15 protein-coding genes are annotated in these 21,358 nt (G+C 62.8%); 12 read left to right on the forward strand and 3 right to left on the reverse strand.

Going from position 1 to position 21,358, the window contains the following annotated elements:
* Genes tssK through FJ543_RS23740 form a run of 9 tightly spaced genes read left to right on the forward strand, consistent with a single transcriptional unit; the run spans position 1 to position 10,584 of the window.
* A complete protein-coding gene (tssK, locus tag FJ543_RS23700) occupies positions 1 to 1,335 on the forward strand; it encodes a type VI secretion system baseplate subunit TssK (protein WP_140877601.1) in 1,335 nt (444 codons plus the stop codon).
* The gene (gene tssL / locus FJ543_RS23705) at positions 1,335 to 2,663 is read left to right on the forward strand and encodes a type VI secretion system protein TssL, long form (RefSeq protein ID WP_140877603.1); all 1,329 of its coding nucleotides are present in this window, start codon (positions 1,335 to 1,337) and stop codon (positions 2,661 to 2,663) included. The genes tssK and tssL (FJ543_RS23705) overlap by 1 nt, the downstream gene beginning before the upstream one ends.
* Before the next feature lies 1 nt (position 2,664).
* The gene (tssM, locus tag FJ543_RS23710) at positions 2,665 to 6,207 is read left to right on the forward strand and encodes a type VI secretion system membrane subunit TssM (RefSeq protein WP_140877605.1); all 3,543 of its coding nucleotides are present in this window, start codon (positions 2,665 to 2,667) and stop codon (positions 6,205 to 6,207) included.
* A complete protein-coding gene (tagF, locus tag FJ543_RS23715) occupies positions 6,189 to 6,731 on the forward strand; it encodes a type VI secretion system-associated protein TagF (protein WP_140877607.1) in 543 nt (180 codons plus the stop codon). The genes tssM (FJ543_RS23710) and tagF overlap by 19 nt, the downstream gene beginning before the upstream one ends.
* A gap of 2 nt (positions 6,732 to 6,733) precedes the next feature.
* Complete coding sequence (locus FJ543_RS23720; RefSeq protein WP_140877609.1) at positions 6,734 to 7,567, forward strand: PAAR-like domain-containing protein; 834 nt, start codon at positions 6,734 to 6,736, stop codon at positions 7,565 to 7,567.
* Positions 7,568 to 7,573: 6 nt separating this feature from the next.
* Positions 7,574 to 7,966, forward strand: coding sequence for a hypothetical protein (locus FJ543_RS23725; protein WP_140877611.1), 393 nt, complete (start codon positions 7,574 to 7,576; stop codon positions 7,964 to 7,966).
* Positions 7,966 to 8,454 (forward strand): hypothetical protein, encoded by a 489-nt coding sequence (locus tag FJ543_RS23730; RefSeq protein WP_140877613.1) that lies wholly within the window; start codon positions 7,966 to 7,968, stop codon positions 8,452 to 8,454. The genes FJ543_RS23725 and FJ543_RS23730 overlap by 1 nt, the downstream gene beginning before the upstream one ends.
* A gap of 4 nt (positions 8,455 to 8,458) precedes the next feature.
* Positions 8,459 to 9,544 (forward strand): DUF2169 domain-containing protein, encoded by a 1,086-nt coding sequence (locus tag FJ543_RS23735; protein WP_140877615.1) that lies wholly within the window; start codon positions 8,459 to 8,461, stop codon positions 9,542 to 9,544.
* 53 nt (positions 9,545 to 9,597) lie between these two features.
* Positions 9,598 to 10,584 carry a beta-ketoacyl synthase N-terminal-like domain-containing protein gene (locus tag FJ543_RS23740; protein WP_140877617.1) on the forward strand — a complete coding sequence of 329 codons (987 nt, stop codon included), beginning with the start codon at positions 9,598 to 9,600 and terminating at the stop codon, positions 10,582 to 10,584.
* A 163-nt stretch (positions 10,585 to 10,747) separates the two neighbouring features.
* On the opposite strand, the gene FJ543_RS23745 is transcribed toward FJ543_RS23740, so the two are convergent.
* The 3 genes from FJ543_RS23745 to tssI are packed head-to-tail and all read right to left on the reverse strand — an operon-like array spanning position 10,748 to position 14,682.
* Entirely contained in the window at positions 10,748 to 11,911 is a 1,164-nt protein-coding gene (locus FJ543_RS23745; protein WP_140877619.1) for a hypothetical protein, read from the reverse strand.
* Between the two features lie 7 nt (positions 11,912 to 11,918).
* Positions 11,919 to 12,371: a DUF6484 domain-containing protein gene (locus FJ543_RS23750; RefSeq protein ID WP_140877621.1), complete on the reverse strand. Its 453-nt coding sequence runs from the start codon at positions 12,369 to 12,371 to the stop codon at positions 11,919 to 11,921.
* Complete coding sequence (tssI, locus tag FJ543_RS23755) at positions 12,355 to 14,682, reverse strand: type VI secretion system tip protein VgrG (protein ID WP_140877623.1); 2,328 nt, start codon at positions 14,680 to 14,682, stop codon at positions 12,355 to 12,357. Before tssI ends, FJ543_RS23750 begins: the two co-directional genes overlap by 17 nt.
* A gap of 227 nt (positions 14,683 to 14,909) precedes the next feature.
* Between tssI and tagH the strand changes: the two genes are divergently transcribed.
* The 3 genes from tagH (at position 14,910) to tssM (FJ543_RS23770) (ending at position 21,292) form a co-directional block, all read left to right on the forward strand.
* Positions 14,910 to 15,989, forward strand: coding sequence for a type VI secretion system-associated FHA domain protein TagH (tagH, locus tag FJ543_RS23760; RefSeq protein ID WP_140877625.1), 1,080 nt, complete (start codon positions 14,910 to 14,912; stop codon positions 15,987 to 15,989).
* Between the two features lie 408 nt (positions 15,990 to 16,397).
* Positions 16,398 to 17,753, forward strand: a complete 1,356-nt coding sequence (tssL, locus tag FJ543_RS23765) for a type VI secretion system protein TssL, long form (RefSeq protein WP_348643274.1) — start codon at positions 16,398 to 16,400, stop codon at positions 17,751 to 17,753.
* Positions 17,750 to 21,292: a type VI secretion system membrane subunit TssM gene (tssM, locus tag FJ543_RS23770; RefSeq protein WP_246678865.1), complete on the forward strand. Its 3,543-nt coding sequence runs from the start codon at positions 17,750 to 17,752 to the stop codon at positions 21,290 to 21,292. Before tssL (FJ543_RS23765) ends, tssM (FJ543_RS23770) begins: the two co-directional genes overlap by 4 nt.
* Positions 21,293 to 21,358: the final 66 nt, after the last annotated feature.

Genomic DNA, 21,358 nt, shown 5'->3' on the forward strand with positions numbered 1-21,358 from the left:
ATGAGCGATGCAAACAGGGTGCTGTGGTCGGAGGGCCTGTTTCTCAGGACCCAACACTTCCAGCAGCAGGATCGGTTCTTCGAAGGCATGGTGCGCGGCGCATTGCGGGCGGGCCAGCTCCATACTTTCGGGTTCCAGCAACTGACCCTCGACCAGTCGCTGCTCGACGCCGGTCAGGTTTCGATCGTGTCCGCCCGGGGCATTCTCCCGGACGGCACGCCTTTTTCCATTCCCGACCTGATGGATGCGCCGAAGCCGCTGCCGGTGACGCCCGACACGGGCGCTGGGCCGGTGCTGGTCGCATTGCCGCTCGAGCCCCCCGGAGGCGTGGGATTCGACCCGGCGCATGCGGCGTCGACGGGCGCGCGTTACCACGGCAAGATCGTATCGGTGCGCGATGCCGTCCAAAGTGGCGGCGATCCCGAGGAGATCGAGATCGCAAGGCCGCGAGCGGCGCTGCTTGCGCCCGGCAAATCGGTCGGCGGCTATACCGCCTTGCCGATCGCCGACATAAAAGGTGTACGCGCCGACGGCGGCATCTTGCTGGACGAGACGTTCCTGCCGCCGACGCTGATCACCGGCGCGGTCCACTGGTACAGGCAATTGCTGCAGGAGGTCGTCACCGGCCTCGAGCAAATCGGCGAAGCGCATGGCAAGATGGTGATGGGCGGCGCCGGCCGCAGCGTAGAAGACCTCTTGATGCTGCACCTGGCCAATGCCGCTCGCCCGCGCCTTGCCCATATGTTGGCGCAGGATGTCTTTCATCCCGCCGAACTCTATCTCGAACTTGCCGGACTCGCCGGCGAGATGGCAACCTACGGCTCGAGCTCGCGGCGGCTCGGCGACCTGCCGGCCTACGACCACATGGCCCCCGGCCCCGCCTATATGGCACTGGCCGACGCCTTGCGTTCGCTCATCCTCAGCCTGCGCTACATCGAACCGAAATCGCGCGCGCTGCCGGTCATGCGGCACGCGACCAATGTCTGGAAAGTACGCATCGACAACCCCAAGCTTTTGCTCGCCAGCCGGATCGTCATCCGCGTCGGATCGGAGCTTTCGGAAGACGCGCTGCGCAAGATCTTCGTCAACCAGGCAACAGTCGGCGCCGCGGACCAGTTCGAAGGGCTTTGGAAGTCGCGCCTGCCGGGCATTCCGCTCAAACCGCTCCATTCGCAGCCACGCGAGATTCCTTATGATGGCGACCGACTGTGCCTGGAGCTCGATCAGAAGAGCGAGCATTGGGCCTCCTTGCTCGACGCGCCCGGATTCGTCATTGGCGTTTCCGGTGTCCTGGACAGCGAGCCCCAGGTCGACTGCTATTCGGTGAACAGGTGATGAGCCGGGATGATCCTTTCGGCCTGTCGGAGGATCGCGAGCGCACGCGCATCAGGCTGGCGGGCGTTACGCCGCGGCCGCTGGCGCCCCTGACGCCAGGCGCACCGGTCAAGAGGGCGCGCGTCCATCCCAACCCGCTCATCAACATCTTCGCGCCACTGCTCGAATTCGCCCCCGAGCTCGAAAGCGCGCTGGCGCCGGAAAACCCCGAAGCAATGCGCACACGCCTGCTCGACGAGTTGGTTCAGGCGCGCGACGCCGTTATGGCAGCGGGCTCCTCGCTGGAGCGCGCCGATCAGGCGGCATGGGCCGTGGCGGCATTGCTCGACGACCTCGCGCTCAACACGCCGTGGGGCGGCGCCAGCGCCTGGCCGCGCCAGCCGCTGGTGGTCATGCTGCGTGGCGACGTCGATGCCGGCACCCAGTTTTTCACCCGCCTCGACGAGCTCGAGCGCCACCCCAACCGTGACCGCGAGATGCTGGAGCTTCAGTATTACTGCCTGGCGCTCGGCTTCCGCGGCAAGTATCGGGTGCCCGGCCGAGCCGGCGACCGCTCGCTCAATGGCGTGCGTGTGGCAGCCGCGCGCGTCCTGCGCAATGCGGACGCCGACAGCGCGCCACTGTCGCCGAACTGGAAAGGCGTGATCGCTTCCGACGAGCCACAGCGCTTCATCGTCCCGATATGGGTGATGGCCCTTGCTGCAATTGCCATTGCCGCCGCCGCTTATATCGGCCTATCGGTGAGCTTGAGCAGCCAGGCGGTTGAACTGTCGGCACTGGTCCGCACCCTGCCGCCGGCTTCTCGGCCGGACGTTACCCGCGCCGCACCAAAGCAGGATGCGCCCGAACCTGAACCGCCACAAGCGGTCGATTTCGCGCTTTTGCCCGCATTCAAGGCCGAAGCGCCGGCGGGCCTTAAGGGCGCGCTCAGCGGCACCGAGAGCGTTTCGCTGGCCAAGCTGATCATCCAGTCCTCCAACCCAGAGCTCTTCCAGTCCTCCCGGCCGACACTGTCCCAAGGCTATGAGCCGCTGATCGCCTCGATCGCCAAGGTGATCCTCGCCAACCAGGAGCTGACTGGAAACATCACCATCATCGGCCATACCGATAATGTGCGCCTGCAGCGGTCAAACCCGCTGGCAAGCAACCAGCGACTCTCGGAGGCACGCGCGCAGACCATAGGAGACCTCCTGGTGCAGGCTGGCGTGCCACAGGGGCGCATCCATTCCGAAGGCCGCGCCGACACCGATCCGGTGGCCGACAACTCGACGCGCGAGGGCCGCGCGCTCAACCGGCGCGTTGAGGTCCTAGTCGAGAAGAGGCTCTGAGATGTTCATCCTGCGCTTCCTGTGGGCGGTCATCACCTCGCGATTTCTGTGGACCCTGATCGGCATTGCACTGCTTTCGCTGTTGATCTGGGTGTTCGGCCCGATCGTAAAGGTCGGTCCTTACGCGCCATTCGAATCCGACAATGTGCGCATCGCCATCGTGGCCGGACTGATCATCTTATGGCTGATCTGGCTGATCATCGCGCAGCGACGCGCCATCCGCGCCAATCGCATGTTCGTCGCCGAGATCGCAGCTCCGGTAGCCGAAAAACAGCTCACCCCTGGCGAGGAGAGCGTTGCAGCCGTCGGGGCCAAATTCGGCGAGGTGATGGCCGAGCTCAAGCGGCGCAAGCTCGGCGGACGCAAGTTCCTGCGCGAGATGCCGTGGTATGTGATCGTCGGACCTCCGGCCACCGGCAAGACCACGGCGTTGCGCCAATCGGGTCTCAATTTTCCGATCGACCTCACCGATGATTTGCAAGGCGTTGGCGGCACGCGCAATTGTGACTGGTTCTTCTCCGAAAACGCGGTGCTGATCGACACCGCGGGCCGCTACGTCCAGCAGGAGAGCCAGCCGGACGTCGATGCTGCGGAATGGCTGGGCTTCCTTGACCTTTTGAAAAAGCACCGCGGCCGCCGAGCGCTCAACGGCGTCATTGTCGCGCTGTCGATCGACGCGCTCTCGGAGGGCGAGGAAGCGATCAAGGCGCACGGCCGCAAGATCCGCCGCCGACTGGCCGAGCTGAATGATCGGCTGGAGATCCGCCTGCCCGTCTACCTGATGCTGACCAAGGCAGATCTGATCAAAGGCTTCGAAGCCTTCTTCGGTGGCTTGTCGACAAGCGCGCGCGAGCAGGTGTGGGGAACAACCTTTCCGCTCGAGGCCCAAGTCAACGCCGGCACGATCCAGGCGGAGCTATCCAGGCTCGCCACCGAGCTGGAGCGGAGGTTGGTGCCACGCCTGGAAGACGAAGACAAGCTCGCCTCGCGCGCCGAGATCTTCCGCTTTCCAGCCCAGCTGGCGACCCTCGGCGAGCCGATCAAGACATTGATCGAGGCAATATTCGGCGAAAGCCGCTATGAGGAAGCCGCCTGGTTGCGCGGCCTTTATCTAACATCGGCGACCCAGGAAGGCGCTCCCATGGACCGGCTGACCGCGGCGTTGTCGTCCTCCTTCGGCCTGCCGCCGCGCCGCGCCATGCCGGCGGCGCGCGTCGAGAGGCGCAGCTTCTTCCTCAGGAACCTTCTGACCGAGGTGATCTTCAAGGAGGCCGGCCTTGGTACATTCGATCCCCTGGCGCAGCGTCGCCGGGCCTGGATCTGGCGCGGGGCTGCCGCCGCCTGTGCGCTCGCGGCTCTGCTGGCTGGCGGCCTGTTCACCTGGTCCTACCTCGACAACCGCAATGCGATCGCCGAACAGGCCGGCCAGTTCGAAGCCCTGCAGCGGCCGCTCACCGAGGTGGCCGCCATGCCTGCTGCGGTGGAGCAGCCGACCTTGGATGGCGCGCTGGCGGCGATGGGCGCAGTGGCGACGGCTCGAACGCCGCCGCCAGACGGCGTCCACAACCTGCTCGGGCCGACCGCTTCGGCGGAGTTGATGCGCGCACAGACGGATACCTACGACCATGCGCTGCGCAACGTGCTCGAGCCGCATATGGTCGCCCTGCTCGAGGCTACGATGTGGCGGCAAATCCGCGATCCGGATTTCATGCTTGGCGCGCTGAAGACCTACCGGATGATGACTGGCCTGTCGCAAATGGACACCGATTTCGTCCAGAACTGGTGGGTGAACAGTCTGCCGCAATTCGCGCCGGCTCCGCCCTTCCCCACGGCCGACGCCGAAGAGCACCAGCTTGCCGCTATCGGCCGCATGGCAGTCGATGACAGCTACATCGCCCCCGACAAGCAACTGGTCGCAGAGGCGCTGAAGACTGTGTGCACGATCTCGCTGCCCGAGCGCGCCTACAGGCAACTCCTGGCCGACCCGGAAGTGGCAGCCGTCAAGGAATGGGTGCCGGCCAATTTCGCCGGGCCGAACGGCGCCAAGGTGTTCGCGCGCCGCTCCGACAAAACACTGCGTGTCGGCGTTCCAGGCCCCTATACCTATGCCGGCTTCCATGACGCGGTCCTCGACCGGGTCGAGGATGTCGCCGGCCAGGCCGCCTTGGACCGGGCGGTGTTTGCCGGCGGCTGCGCGGAGAATTCGGAGACGTCGGTCTCGGCGCTCTCCCAGGACATCCTGAAGCTCTACTACGACGACTATATCGCGCAGTGGGACTCTTTCCTGCGCGACATGCGGCTTTCACCGCTGACCGATCTCAACATTGCCAGTGAGAACCTCAAGGATCTGTCAAGCGCCGACTCCGCGCTGAAGCGCCTGTTGACGGCAGTGGTGCAGGAGACTGACCTCACCCGCTCCGACGAGGCGCCGGCCGAGGGCCAAAGCGGCGCTGCCGCCAAGACCGGTTCGAAGCTGCTCAGCAAGCTTGGCAAGCTCGGCAAGGTGGTGACCTCAGGCGCCAAGCTCCTGCCTCGCGCCGGCTCCGCCAACCAGGTGGACATGACCGGCAGCCTGGTGGCTGACCATTTCAAGCCGCTCAAAGGCACCATCGCACAGGTCGACGGCCAGCCGCCGGCGCTCGACGCGGCGATCGTGGCGCTGACGGCTCTGTCTAACGTTCTGCAGACGGTCACCGCCAATCCCAACCCCCAGGATGCGATCAAGAAGCAGGGCGGCCTTGCCGAACTGACGGGCGCGGTTGCGAGACAAGCACAGATCCTGCCCTCGCCGGTCAACGACTGGCTGGGAGGTATTGCCGGCGATACCAGTGGCTTGTCGCAAAGGGCTGTAACCAACGAGCTCAATGCCATCTGGCGGGCCGACATACTCCCCTTCTGCCAGGCGGCGCTCAACAACCGTTATCCATTCAGCGCCGACAGCGCAGTTGACGTCAACGTGCGCGACTTCCAGCGCCTGTTCGGGCCGACCGGCCTGATCGATGCTTTCATCAACGACCATCTGATCAACTATGTCGACACCGCCAGCGAGCCGTGGAAATGGCGGGCCGATTTCGGCCTCGACCCGGCGGCGCTCGCAGCGTTCGAGCAGGCCAGGCATATCCGCGACGACCTGTTTCCAGGCGGCACCGGCCCGGTGATGAATTTCACCCTGGAACCCAAGGACCTCGCACCCGGCGCGGCGCGGGTGACGCTCAACCTCGATGGCCAGAACCTCGTCTACTACAACAATGCGACCAGGCCGCAGCCGATGACGTGGCCCGGCAAGGATGGGACCGGGGTGATCTCGCTCGCCTTCCAGCCGGTCGACGGCTCGCCCGAAGTGATGCTCAACGAGACCGGCAGCTGGGCTTGGCTCAGAATGCTGCGCGGCGGCCGCTTCGCGGCGACCAAGCTCACCGACGTCTATAGCCTGCGGCTCGGCACGAAGGGGATGTGGGGCGACTTCGAGCTCAAGGCGGCCAGCGTCGAGAATCCATACACACTCGAAATGTTCAAGAAGTTTACATGTCCGCCGCAGATCTGATCATCGGCTTTTTTGGCAAAATCCCGGCGACAGGAGATTTCGTCGCCTGGAACCTGCCGCGGCTATTCATCGACCGCTGGGACCGATGGATGTCAATGGAATTGCGCGCGCGACCCGATGAGCACGAGGAGGTTGACGATCGGACCTGGCGGTTCGTCGTCCAGGGCGCGATCTTTGGCGAACAACCATGCGCCGGAGCCTGGCGCATGAGCCGGGACAAGGTCGGTCGCCGCTATCCGTTCGCCGTTGTGGGTGTCGGTGCGATGCCGGACACAGCCGACCCCTGGTTCGAGGGTATGGCCAACATCGCCAAGTGGGCGGTCAACGAACTGTGGGACCAGCAACATATCATTGCGCGCTTGAAGACGCTGGAGCCGCCAAGGCAATTTAGCACGCTCGACCGCATAGTGTTCTGGACGGACGACTGGGAGGTGCGTGAACTCGCCTTCGCCGACATTCACGACCTTGCCGACAACGCGCTGCCGGCCATGCGTTGGGCGCGCGCCGTACCTCAGGAGTTCTGACAATGGCTCTGAGCGTCTATGCCGAGAAAATGGGCTTCTTCCACAAGGGTAGCAACGGCCAGGGCATCGCCCCGGGCGACGTGTGCCTCTCGCCGCCCTCCCCGCCGGCGGGTCCTGTTCCGGTTCCTTACGTCAACATGTTGTCGTCATCGGACCTCACCAAGGGCACCAAGAGCGTCAAGATCGACGGCGAGCCGACGGCAATCGAAAATGCATCGGAAATCTCAACCAGCACCGGTAACGAACCGGCCACACAAGGCCTCGGTGCAGGCGTCATTACCCACAAGATAAAGGGAAAAGGCGTCTTCAAGCTTTGGTCATTCGCCGTCAAGGCGGAAGGCAAGGGCGTCGACCGCCATGGCGATACCATGGACCAGAATACTGCGAGCGACCCGCCGCCCAACTGCATCAACCCAGCCGCCTTCAACAAGTTCCTGGCTACGTTGACCAAGGATCAGAAGACCACGAAGTGTGCGCAAAAATATGACCGTGTAGCACACCGTCCCGCACGTACGGACGACCAGGCGGCCAAGGTGAACGGCAAAGCCTGCTGGCAATGCAAAAAAGCCAGACGGGGCCGCTATTCGAAGCTGGTTTCAACCCCACCGTCGGGCGAAATGAAACAGGAGATGGTCCATGATCATCAACCGCCTCTTTGCGTTGCGTGGGAGATGGGCGGATGTAACATGCAGAAATCACCGGACGCATTCCTGGCTCATTTTTCGACGCCACAATCGGTCAAGCCCCATTGTGGCAGGTGCTCAACGTCGCAAGGCTCCCCGGCAGCGAGTTATGCAAAGAACTTCATTGACGACGTCCCGGTGAAGATTGGATGACGCCCAATGCGCAGCATAGAGGAAATCAGAGACAGCTATATCGCCGAATTGCTCGCTATCCAGCCCGAGCTGGAGGATTGGTGGGATGACCTGATTGCCAAGGAAGGGGAGGCTGTCTGGAAGCGCTGGCCGACAGGAATAGCGGGGCACCCGCGGATCATAGCGATCTTTCGCAAGCATTATCTCGAGATTGTTGCCTGGAACAATGCGCAACGCGCCGAGGGCGACGAGCCGGAGGAGAAGTGGGGCATCGACAGCGGTGGCAAGAGCCAGAATTTCGAGTGGCCTATCGAAATCCTGATCATAAACGTCCGGCATTTTGCGCCGGAGCTCCAGCCCATTACCGATGGTTTGTGTTTCGTGCCGATGGCGATGAATCTCCAAGACGAGGTCGAATAATGGCTCTCATCACGCGCTACAGTTCCGAACTCGGCATCAGGCGCCTGCTCGCGCAGCCACTTGACGTGGCGCCACCGTCGGACGTCCGTGCCGTCCACAGTCACGGCGAGGCCAGCCCGGCGCACAGAACATTGTTCGTCGAGTATGTGGCGGAGCTGAGGGAAGCCTACGACGTCGCGTCCGATTGGTGGGCAGATATAGTTGCCACAGAAGAAGAGCGTCAAGGCGGGCGCGAGAAGGCTCTGGAGAAAGCCTTCGATGACCGAGTAGCCGGAGCTGCGTCCAGTCCCAATGTGGTGTGGGTCATACGCCGCTACTGGTTGAAATGCATCGCGGCCAACGACGCTGCAGGCGAGGAGGCCGGTGTGGCCGCCGAAATCTTCCTGCTGCAATGGCTTATCGACGCGGAGGAGAAGGAACTGGTCAAGCTGGTCGCCTGCATGCCGTATTGGCCGATTGGCCAGGACGAAAACGGCAACTGGTGCTGACCACATGTTTGCGGTTTGGGTCGAGAATCGCACGCCGTTCCTTGCCGGCACCTTTGTGCAAGCGAATGCCGAGGGCAACGAAATTTTCCTGGCCGTTTTCTCGGCCAGCTTCGATGTCGCGCAAGGGGCCACCCAATTTCAGCCGGCTGTCGACCAACTGCCCGTAAGCTTCGGCGACATACCGTTCGGCAACCCTGCTTGCTCGTCGGTCCGCTATGAAGGTGAGATCGCATGGGTTAAGCCGGGTGTCGATGTTGTCTTGAACGGTCAAGCACACGCGCCGCGCGACAGACCTGTCCATGAGATGCAAGTCGGGTTGAAGGTCGCTGGCATCCGCAAGGTGCTTAACGTGACCGGCGATCGCCTTTACGATACGGGCGCCTATAGCAAGCCATATCCGTTCACCAGGATGCCCGTCATCTACGAACGGGCGTTCGGCGGAACCGACGACAAGGGCAGGACCGATCCACGCAATCCGCTGGGCGTCGGCTTCAACCATGCCCGCTCCGCGGACAAAACAGTGAAGACGCATGCGCCCAATATAACTTACGTTAGTGAGCCGTTCCTCAGCGTATCCGATCGTCCAAAGCCGGCTGCGTTCGGGGTGATCGGCCGCGGCTGGCATCCAAGGCTGCCGCTGGCGGGCACATATGACCAGGCTTGGATCGACAATCAGTGGCCGCTGCCGCCGACGGATTTCGATCCACGCTATAATTTGTGTGCGCCAGCTGATCAGCAATTGCCGGGGCTGAACGACGGCGAAGACGTCAGCGTCATTGGCATGACGCCCGATGGTCGCTGGAACTTTCGTCTGCCGCGTGTCGTGGCGCCGATCCGCCTCCTTTTCGACGACCGAGCGGAGGATCGTGTCTTCCAGGTAGACACGGTCATCATCGAGCCGGACCTGCGTCGCGTCACGCTGAAGTCGCGCTTGGCAATGGTCACCAAGCGGAACGCGCCGGCGCTTAGGGAGATCATTTTCGGCCATGTTACACCCGCGTTTCTGCTCGCGCGGCGCAAGCGCAAGGTCTATGTCGGTCCACGCGGCGATGGCGGACTGACTGCGCGGAGGGCGACGTGGCTGGCCTAAAGGCCCCGATCTACGTCACAGGCGGTGGCGCGGTAACGCCCGCCGGTCTCAATATGCGCCAGACACTGGCCGCCATCCGGGCCAGTCTTTCGGCGTTCCAGCGGCGCACGCTCGCGGACCCGTTCGGCGAAGATCAAACCGTTTCGCGCATACCCTCGCATTACTCCCTTCGTCTCACGGAAAACGCCTGGTTAACCAGCATGGCCGCGCGTGCGGTCGAGGAGGCGCTGCAAAAGGGCGCCACAGCCGCCAGTGCTAGCGCCCTGCTGCTCGTGACACCTGAGAAATTCCGGGAACATCCGGCCTTTTGGGAGGTGCCGGCCAGCGGGTTCCTCGCAGGTCTGGAACGCAGTTTGGGCAAAAGCTTCCATCCTACTTCGCGCATTGTCGACGGGGGCGCCGCGGCTTGCCTCGGATTGCTGGATCATGCGGCGCGGCTCCTGGCATCCCCGGGCGTCGAGCAGGTTCTGCTGGGCGGCGTCGACAGCCTAGTCAACGACAAGGATATCGCCCGACTGATGGCCGCTGGCCGGTTGAAGAGGGAGGACAATGCGCAGGGTCTCGTGCCGGGTGAAGGCGCAGCCGTTATCTGCCTGCGCCGCACGCCTGGTCGCGATTTGACGGCCCAATGTGCCATTCACGGCGCTGGAGCAGCGCTTGAGGAGAACTCAGTGCTGTCAGAAAATTACAGCCAAGGTAGGGCCTTGGTGGCAGCCTGCCGCGCCGCTATGGAAGGCAGAGGGCCGACGGAGTCCGACATTGCATTCATCGTCAGCAACGACAATGGCGAGCGCTATAGCGCTTGGGAGGGATTGATAGGCCGTCCGCGCTTCTACCGCACGCGCCGCGAAACCCTACCAATGGCCTATCCGGCGATGACGGTTGGGGACATCGGCGCCGCGGCCGGCGCGCTCACATTGCTCATTGCCGCCGACAGTTTCGCCAAGGCCTATGCTCCCGGCCGTGTCGCCATGTGCGAGGCCACATCCGAAGCCGGCATGCGTGCCGCGGCGCTTGTCAGCGCGGTCGTCAACGCCTAGCCACAGCGCTTCGCTGTCACATGGCAAGCCGCTCTCCCTCTCTCCTTCCGTTTGCGCGCAATTCCGGGCGGAGATCCACGTCACACTCTCTCCGTGGTTGCCCAGGGCAGACCTTGTGGGACAACTCGCTTCGAGGCCCATAGTGGATTCTCTTATGCGGTCCTCACATCCACGCCGGAATCGGGCGCGAGTGGCGCCAGTTGGTCAGCGCCATCTCGGCATTCGCAAGCGCAGCTCTCATAGCGTCGAGTTTCAGGCGCCGCATCGAATGAAATCGGTCGAACCTGGACGGGCCTCTCCCCTCCTCCCACCAAGCTGCCGCCCGCGACGCGGAAGGTAGCGGCGTCGCTTCGACAGTGTCGAATTCCGGCCCGAGTTTGGCCGGATCCGTGACGAAAACGTCAGTGTCGTTGAAGTCGATCTCGACCAGGTCTCTCAACGCGAGCCCAGCCGCATAGGCAAGGTCTGGCGAGCGCATCATCTCGATCAGCCAAGGCATGATCCCCATGTCGCCCAGCAGCCCGCTGGAGGCCACGGCCACTTCCCGCGCAGCGGCATAGGAGATGCGTTTGTGCCACCACGATCGCGCCTCGATCGGCGGTGTGGCAAGCAGCCGGACTTCCATCGCTGCGGCCGCAAGCTCCGGATGATTGGTGAGCATCTTGTCGAGCACAGGTTGGGCCAGCCGGACCTGCCCGAGCAAACAGGCCGCTACAGCAGCTTCTAGCCGTTCCCGTGCGTCACGCGCTTCCAGGCAAGCAGCAACCTGCACTATCACATCGCGACGCCGTCGCGCACCCGCGAGCCTCAGAGCCCTGCGCCGCACTTCGCTGTCACCGTCGTTCAGCAACTCCTTAAGTCTGGGGCCGGGATTGGCCCCGTGATGATGCAGCGCGCCGACGGCCAGAGCTCGCTCCATCGCGACCGCCGAATCCAGCCAGCGCGCAACAAACGGCTTCAATCGATCCGGCGAGCTGCGAGCGACGGCGCCCGACAAGGCCGACAGTCCGGCCCCCCCAAGCAACATCGCGCTGTCAAAGACAAACTTGATGGCGGGAGCTGATTGCCATTCCAGCGCCAAGGCCGCCAACACGAACAATTCCGGTGGCTCCTGGTAATCGGCGAAGCGAGCCGTCGCGAGATCCCATGCCGCCCGGCCGGCGGCGAACAATCCGTCAAGATTGGCGTCGAGCCGTTGATCGATGCGGCCGATGTCGAACGCGCCCATCACGGGTCCGTCGATCTCGCGCGCGCGACGATGCCACAGGAACGCGGCATCCTCTAGATGCTGCTCGATGATCGATGGGATCGTCGCGGTCCGCTGCATCGACTTTTCAGTTGAGGTGGACAGCCGCACCCCGCACGCGGTTTACGCCGCTTGCCTGGCTGCTCAACTGACTGCCCCGGATCGAGATGCGGCCATTCTTCTCAAGAATGATCGAGGCCAGGCCGCAACGCAGTTCGATACGCTCCTTGGCATTTAGCGTCACCGCTTCGCCGTCGCGCATCACCTGCACCTGCTCGCGCGCGTGCACCGGATCCACAATGCGCCCTACGACGAGCGGGCGGCCCGGATCCCCGCCTTCGAACAGCAGCGCCACTTCAGCGCCCACAGCCGAGGCGTCGAGATTTGCCAGGCTGCGCGCCTTGAGCGCTGTCTCGCCGGGGTTGCCGACAAACACAACCAGCGGCGCCCCCTCCTCGAAGCCGATCAGGAGCCCGATGACGACGCCTTCGATGCATTGGACAGGTTCTTCGCGTCCCGTGATTTCAGTTGTTAAAGACATTGCTACCCTTGATCTTGACATCGCCGTCAGCCTTGACCTGGACATCGCCGCTGCCCTGGATGCGGATGTCCTTGCCTTTGATGGAAATCGTTCCGTCCTTCTTCATGTTGATCGACGCATCCCCGCATACCAGTGTAATCTCGTCACCGGCGTCGATCATCAGCTTTTTGCCGACCTTGTGGGTGCTGTCTTCCGCAATCTGAACGCCGCTGCCCTTGCCGACCTTCAGGGCATGAGCGCCGCCGACGTCGGTCACATCGTCGGCACCGATGGCGGCGCTCCTTGCCTTCCCGATCTGGGACGACTGTGCCCCGCCAACCGCGAAACTCTGATCCGCGCCGACATTGACGGTCTGCGCGGCACCGATGTCCCAGCTGTCCGCCGCGCCAATACTGTGACTTTGGCTGATACCTACGCTGACCGACCGCGAAGCCCCTATCGTGTTCGTCTGCGCTGCCCCGACGCTACGTGTCTCGGTGGCGCCCACCGTGTCCATGCGCGCTGCGCCCACCGTGACGGTCTGCACCAGGCCAACCGTCTGAGAATGGTTGGAGCCGATTGTTTCCGACGAATTGGCGCCGATATGGATGGTCTCATTGGCGCCGACCGTCAGCGAACGGTTCGCGCCCACCGTCTCTGTGTCATTGCTGCCGATGTTGGTGGTCTGGTCGACGCCGACCTTGACCGTCTTGTTGTTGCCGACGTCTTCATCAAGATTATGGCCGACAGAGTGCTTGGCGTCGTGGTCGATGCGGTCGGACTGGTCGTGCTGAACGGTCTTGTTGCGATCGTGCTTGATCAGCAGGTGGTGGTCCTTCTGCGCCTGGAAATTGACCAGCTCGGAACCAGCCTTGTCCTCGAACATCAGCTCGTTGTAGCCGCCGCCGCCTTTCGAGGAATTGGACTTCCAGCCTGATTGCGTGGCGTTGCCCGGCAGCGCGTAAGGCGGCATCTCAGCGGCGTTGTAGACGCGACCGGTGATGATCGGCAGGTCGGGGTCGCCTTCGATGAAATCGACTATGACCTCCTGCCCGATGCGAGGAATTTGGATGAAGCCCCAGCCGCTGCCGGCCCAGGTCTGCGACACACGCACGAAGCAAGACGAGTTCTGGTCTTTCTTGCCGAGGCGGTCCCAATGGAATTGCACCTTCACCCGAGCGTACTTGTCGGTGAAGATCTCCTCGCCCGACGGGCCGACCACGGTCGCGGTCTGCGGTCCGCGCATGATCGGTCGCGGCGTGATCCGCGGCGGCCGGTAGGGCAGTTTGGTGGGCGCGATGCCAAGCACGACCTTGAAATTCTCGCTGTGGGCTTCGTTTTGGGTCCGGTAGCCCGGATCGAACAGCCGGTATTCGGCGCTGATCACGAGATAGTCCTGGTTCTGGTCGTCGCGCGGGAAACTTTCGAGCGTGAACTTGCAGCCTGAAAAAAGGCCCCGGACGGTTCCCACCGCCGTGCTGTGCTGGTGCACAGCCTGGAGTTCCTCACGGCGGATACCCGCAATCTTATCGCCCCGCCCGACATCGAGATGCGCGCCGGGCTGACGGTAGTTTTCGCCCGAAGCCTCCTGATGGGCGAAGGGCTGAGCGGATTTCGCCATCAGGTCAGCGCCGGGCTTCTCGAAATCATAGTCTGTATGAACGTAGGCGCCTGGACGCACGGCGCTGCCCGGAATCCATTCGGTAATGTATTCAACATCACGGCGCGAGCCGTGGCCTTCGAAATTGTAAAGCACCTTGTCGTAGCCTGGCGCCGGCTTCAGCTTGCTCATGGCATCGCACAGCACCAGCGTGTGCTTGCCCTCGTTGTGCTCGAAGAAATAGAAGATCCCTTCGTGCTCGAGCAGCCGCTGCACAAAATCGAGATCGCTCTCATCGTACTGCACGCAATATTCGCGCGAGGGATAAGACCCCTGCAGCCGCTTCTCGAACTTGGCGATGCCGTATTTCGAGAAGATCTTTTCAACGATTTCGACAGCGGTCATGTTCTGGAAAATGCGGCAGTCGGTGGTGTTGCCGAGGAACCAGAGCCATGGCCTGACACTGGCCTCGTAATAGGTCAACCGATCCTCTATGCGGGTAAGTTTGAAATCCGACACCAGACCGCTGAACCAGCGCTTTGGATCGGATTCGCCTTCGACGGAAACGACGCCGCCTAGCATCTTCAGCGGATCGATCTCACGGCTCTTGCTGACGAACCCCACGGTATAGACGAAACATCGGCTGATCTCATCCCGGCCGACGAGATGGGTAAAGGTCAGCACATCGGCCCCAACCGGCGTCTGTAGAACCGTGGCACGTTCATTCGGCATGGGTCGTGCCCCTCCTCGACGCGGCCGCCGGGATGATGGATTGAAGCCCCGCTCCGTGAACGGCATTACGTTCACAGCATCTGACCGCCGCAAGCTAGCATACCTTCGACGGAGACCAAATAAAAGCAACGCATGAACCTGGCGAGCATTGTTCGTGAAACCCGCCTCTCCCACTGCGCCGGCAAGCTGCTAGAATGCCTTGGGATTTCAGCGGACAGTGGCTTTCAATGTTCATCTCGCTTCAGATCAGCAATGTCGACCGGCTACCGCCAGGGGTCGCCGCGAGCTATGCCGCCCGCGACCGTGGCTTCGAAATCGGGCGCGAAAACTGCGACTGGACGCTGTCCGACCCTGCCAAATTCATCTCGGGGCGGCATTGCGAAATCCGCTATCAGACGGGATCGTTCTGGCTATACGACCTGTCGCGCAACGGCACTTTCGTCAACGGCTCCAGCCAGCGCCTGACTGCGCCGCATCGATTAACCCGAGGCGACCGGCTGCTGATTGGCCACTATGTCATCGCCGTTTCGATCGACGAAGAGCGCATTGGCGCCGGTCATCCGCAAGCCAGAATCGGCTCGACGCAACGCGAGTTGCCGGCCTCGACGGGACGGTCGCTTGAGCCCGGCAGCGCACCGTTGCCCACACCGGCAGAACACAGCCCTGGCCAGGCAGCGAAAATGTCGATGTCGTCGGCGCCGACGCCCGGCCCTGATGTCCCAGTCAAGCAGCCGGCGGAAGCCGACAGGATACTTGGTGATATCGCCAGGGCGGCCGGCTTGTCGCCGGAGCTGTTGGCGTCGCGCGATCCGCACGATGTCGCTGCCGAGATCGGCGCCGTCTTGCGAACCACAGTCGAGCAACTGTCCTTGCTGCTCAAGGCGCGCGCGGCGGCCAAGGTCCTCGCGAAAAGCGCGAATCGCACGATGATCGGCGCCGCGGACAACAACCCGCTGAAATTCGTGCCGGGCACCGACGATATGCTGGAAATCATGTTTGCCAAGCGGCGGGCGGGTTATCTGGATGCCAGACGCAGCATCGAGGATGGGTTCGACGACCTGAAGACCCACGAAATCGCAACCTACGCAGCCATGCAGGCCGCGCTCTCAAGGCTGCTCGACGACCTGTCACCGGAGGCAATCGCCAGAAGAAACCCACCTGCCTCCTTTTCATCGAGGAAGAGCCAAGCCTGGGATGCGCTCGTCGCGACGTGGCGGACGATGGAAGACAAGCACGAAAACGGCATGCTGGATGTCTTTCTTGCCTATTTCGCCGAAGCCTACGCCAAGGCTGGCAAACAGAAATAGCCTTGCGCCATATCGCGTTGGCAGCACTCGTTAATGAACCTCAAGGAAAGCCATTTCCTTGACATCCTGCTTTCCGATTTCAATCGGCTTCCTGTGCGACTAGAATAGCATAGGAGCGCTTGCCAAGGCTGGCAGAGCGGCGCGGCTTGGGGCGTGTGCAGGAATGTCATGTTTCGGCAAAATCAGACCTTCCATCCGGCTCGCTGCTGATACTGAGCGTCGTATGCTTTCCTCCTGCCAGAGAGACGCCCGTTCGATATCGGCGGTGGTGCGCCGATGAGCTCGAAGGACGATTCCTCCGAGTCTCCGGATAAAACCGTCATCCGCGCGCCACGGCCAAGGCAAAAGCCCGCTGGTTCCGGTCCGCAAAGCGTGCACCCTCTCCCCTCACTCACCAGGGAATCGACCGTGTTCGACCCCGGCGCCGGCCGCCAGTTGCCCCCCGGCTGGTCGTCGGGAACCGTGGTTGTTCAGGACAACGAAGCGGTTGCTGCAAAAAGACCGGTGTTGCAGCAGGATGCCTTGCTCCACGCCACCGCTGGCGTGAAGTATGCCGCAGCCAATCCCATCCTTGCCGCCGCAGCCCCCTTGCTCATGCTGTTCGGCCAGTTGCGGCTGATGCCGGTCGAACGCCAAGCGGCCGCGTTGGCCGAGCATATCGCGGACAACATCGATAGCTTCGACCATGCCACGGCCAAAGCCGGAATTGCCGAACAAGACGCGCGGATCGCCAAGTTTGCGCTTTGCGAAACCGCCGACGACCTCATCGGCAATCTGCCCTGGCCGGACAAACATACCTGGCTGCGGCACAGCATGGTGATGAAGTTCTTCCACACGCAGCCGACAGGGACCGGCTTTTACGAGGCGCTGAACAATATCCTCCCCAAGCCTGAAGGGCATTGCGACCTGCTCGAATTGATGCATGCCTGCCTTTCGCTAGGCTTCCAAGGCCAGTATCGGGCCTTGTCGGGTGAGCGCAACACGCTGGAGCGCGTCCGGCGCGATGTATATGACACGCTGCGCTATTTCAGGCCACGTGCCGCAGACGAGATTTCGCCCAGGTGGCAAGGCATGGCGGCGGCGATGCCCAGGCCAGCAAGGCGGCTGCCGCTGTGGGCGATCGCAGCCGCCGCCGCGACCCTGGTCACGGTAGCCTTTTTCTGGCTGAGGATATTGATCACCGACGAAGGCGATGTCACTGCCAGCGAGTTGCTGGCGCTCAATCCATCCAGCCCGGTTATGATTGAACGGGCCAGCGTAGAGGCGCCCGCCGAGCCGGCGCGAGCCGACCCGCCACCACCTGCGCCTGCGAACACCACGCAGATCGACCGCATCCGCACCGCACTCGCCAAGGAGGTCGCGGGCGGTGGACTGAGCGTCGGCACCAAGGGCGACTTCATCGTCGTCGAGATCAGCAGCCAGCTCTTGTTCCTATCCGGCCAGGCCGGGGTAACGGCACAGTTCCAGCCGATCGCGACAGACATCGCCTCGGCGCTCGATGCCGAACCCGGACCGATCAAGATCGTCGGCCATACCGACAACGTGAAGCCGAAGAAATCGAGCACATTCAAGTCAAATTTCGATCTTTCTGTTGCACGTGCAAAAGCGGTGCAGGCCATGATGGCCAAGCAATTGAAGGACCCGTCGCGCCTGAGCGTCGAAGGCAAGGGCGAAGACGAACCCATTGCCGACAATGCGACCGCGGACGGCAGGGCCAAGAACCGCCGCGTCGACGTGATACTCCCAAAGCAGGACGCGTTATGAGCGGGCCCGGCGAGGAGCTGATCGGCTGGGTGCTGCGGATCTTCAGCGCGCTTGCCCTCGTCGGCTTCTCGGCCGCCGTCTGGTATGCCGGACCCCTGATCCGCTTCGCCGACACCCGCCCGCTTGGGTCGGTGTGGCTCAGGGCACTCATCATCGGCACGACCGCCATCGTGCTTGCGTCTTTCTATGGCATTCGCTTCTGGCAAAGACGCAAGGCGCAACAGGCGCTCGAAACGGCCATTGTGCGCGGCGACGAGCGCAACGACGATTCACTGGTGCTCGAAGTGCGCATGAGCGAAGCCATCGCGACGCTCAGGCGGACGAGCCGCAAGCGCAACTTCCTTTATGATGTCCCCTGGTACATCGTCATCGGTCCGCCAGGCGCCGGCAAGACGACGGCGCTGGTCAACTCCGGCCTCAACTTTCCGCTTGCGGGCTCCGGCAACGCCCAGCCGGTGACTGGCGTCGGCGGCACGCGGTCATGCGACTGGTGGTTTACCGATGAAGCCGTGCTGATCGATACGGCTGGCCGCTACACGACCCAGGAATCGGACCGCGAACGCGACCAGGCGAGCTGGCTTGCATTCCTGGGATTGCTCAAGAAAAACCGCCCCAGGCAACCAATCAACGGCGTGATCGTCGCCATCAGCCTCGCCGATCTCATCAGCCTCGACGACCAGCATATCGATGCGCATGTCACCGAGATAAGGAGCCGTCTGCGCGAATTGCACGAGACGCTCAAGATCCAGTTTCCCGTCTATCTCCTCTTCACCAAGGCCGACCTCTTGTCGGGTTTCATGGATTATTTCGGTGGCTTTGATGACGCGCGCAGACGCCAGGTATGGGGCGCGACGTTCCAGACCGCAGATCGCACAAGGAACATGGCCGGCGAGGCAGTGGCCGAATTCGACGCTCTGGCGCAGCGCTTGGCAGAAGAACTCGTCGACCGTTTGCAGCAAGAGGCCGACCCGGTGGCGCGCATCGCCATCTTCGACTTCCCGGCGCAGTTCGGCGCCCTCAGGAACCGGACCGCGCATTTCATCGGCAGTTTGTTCGATGCCTCCCGATCACGGGTGAATGTCAGCTTGCGGGGCCTCTATTTCTCCTCGGGTACTCAAGAAGGAACACCGTTCGACCAGGTACTGGGCACGATCGGGCGCAGCTTCGGCACGGCCTCGCAGGCGCATCTTTCGGGCACCGGCAAGAGCTTCTTCCTGCACGATCTCCTGACCAAGGTGATCTTCCCGGAATCAGGTTGGGTATCTTTCGACCGGGCGGCCGGACGGCGCGCCAGACTTGCGAGATTTGGTGGCCTCGCCGCGATTGTGCTGGCGACGTTGACGGCGCTCGGCGTGCTTGGGCTGAGCTTCTTCGCCAACCAGTCCCTGATCACGTCCACCAGGCAGTCCATGGCCCACTATCGCGACAGCGCCGATGCGCTGCTCAAGAGCACTATGGTGAGCGACGTCGACCTCGAAAATGTCATCGGTCCGCTCGACCAGTTGCGCAACCTGCCAGCGGGATTCGAGACCGGCGACCAGGGAAAGCCGATCGAGGAGACGTTCGGGCTCGGGCAGCGCGATAGGCTGCTGTCGGCCTCCAAGGATGCCTATCGGCAAGCGCTCGAGCGGACATTCCGCTCGCGGCTTCTGGTGCAGGCGGAGCGGACCATCCAGGCCAAGATTGCCGATCCAATCGCACTCTACGAGCCGCTGAAGATCTACCTGATGCTCGGCGGAAAGGCTCCTAAGGTCGATAACGAGTTGATTGTTTCCTGGATGAAGCAGGATTGGGAAGTGAACCGCTATCCGGGCGAGAACAACCGCGAGGGCCGCGCGCAGCTCGAAAAGCATCTGCGCGCGATGCTTGCCCTGGACGACGCCTACGATCCCGTCTTCGAGCTCAACCAGCCATTGATCGAAGCTGCGCAGCGCTCGCTTGGCCGCATGAGCCTTGCCGACCGCGCTTCGGCGCTGATCAAGTCGGCGGTATACGCGGCAAGGCTGGAGAGCTTCCCAGTCGCAGCAAAAGCCGGCCCTGAGGCACAGCTCGTGTTCGAACGCGCGGATGGCGGCGATCTCGCGGATCTCGACGTTCCCGGGCTTTACACGCGGGACGGCTTCAACCGTTTCTTCCTGCCGCAGCTCTCGCGCATCGCGCAGATTCTCGTCAACGACCAATGGGTGCTTGGCGGCGGCGGGGAACAGGGCGGCATTGACCAGGACCTGCCCAAGCTTGGTCCAGAACTGATCGACCGCTACGGCAAGGAATTCTCCGCCGCGTGGAACGGCGTCCTTGACCAGCTGATGTTCAAGGCATTGCTCGAAGACAAGCCGCGATATCTGCCGCTTTCCGCTCTCGCCGCGCCGGACTCGCCTCTTGCTCAGCTCTCTACGGCGATTGCCGACGAGACCGCGTTGACAAAGGATAAGATGGTCGAGGGCGAAGGCGGCGCGGCGCAAGAGGATCTCGCCAGCATGGCCAAAGGCCTGGCTCGCATCGGCCTGCAGATCGCCGGCGGCAAGTCGCAGAGCCGTGCCGGCTCTGGCTCGGCTGTCGCACACAGTGCCGGGGCGAACGTCGAGGCGCAGTTTCGATCTTTCCAGTCCCTGGTCAGCGGCGCAAACGGAGGGCGGCCAATCGATGCGTTGACGCGGAATTTCCGTGATATCTTCCAAAGCCTGAGGCTTTCGGCCGATGATCCTTCACAGACCGAACGCGTCAACGCCAACCTGCAGCTGCAGATCTCCACGCTGCGCGCCAATGTCTCGCGTCTTCCGAAGCCGCTTGCGCGCATGGTCAACGCCGCAGCGGACGAGTTTGCTGGCAGTGTCGCCAAAGCCTCGCTGGCCAACCTCAACCAGAGCCTCGACCAGACGGTCACACGAGCCTGCGAGGAGGCGGTCGGCGGTCGCTATCCCTTCGCAAGGGACGCCACGCAAGAGATCTCGATAGCGGATTTCGCAAGGCTTTTCGCGCCGGGCGGGCTGATTGACCGTTTCTTTGCGCAGAACCTTGCGTCGCTCATCGACATGAGCGGCCAGGAATGGACCTGGAGACAGGATGCCCGCGCCGGCCACGACTTGGCGAAATCGACCCTGAAATCCTTTCAGTCGGCCGCAGAGATCCGCAGCGCCTTCTTTCCGTCCGGCGGCTCAGTGCCCTCGGTTTCGATGACCATTACGCCGTCTACGCTCAATGGAGACGCAGACAACGCCGTTCTCAGCGTTGACGGCCAGACTATCCAGAGCAGCCAGACGGGCAACGCGCCGAGTACGGTGACGTGGCCAAACAGCACTGCCTCGGCTTCCGCCAGCCTCACCTTGATGCCGCAAATGCCCGGCCGCGACTCGGCTATCAATTTCGAAGGACCGTGGGCGTTCAAGCGTCTGCTGGAAAAGGCGACCATCACCGCCAGCGGCGAAGCCCGCTTCGTGATCGGAGGACGCGACGTCGCTTACATGATCCAGACCGGACCGGCGGCAAATCCCTTCCTGTTGCCAGCCCTGGCCGACTTCAGCTGTCCGAAGGCGTTCTGACACGGCTTTGTTCAAGCGCAGCGGCGGCTGCGGCACTCATTTTGGTACTCTAATGGATGCGCTTAT

This window comes from Mesorhizobium sp. B2-5-7, from assembly GCF_006440875.1.
In the GTDB taxonomy this organism is placed as follows: domain Bacteria; phylum Pseudomonadota; class Alphaproteobacteria; order Rhizobiales; family Rhizobiaceae; genus Mesorhizobium; species Mesorhizobium australicum.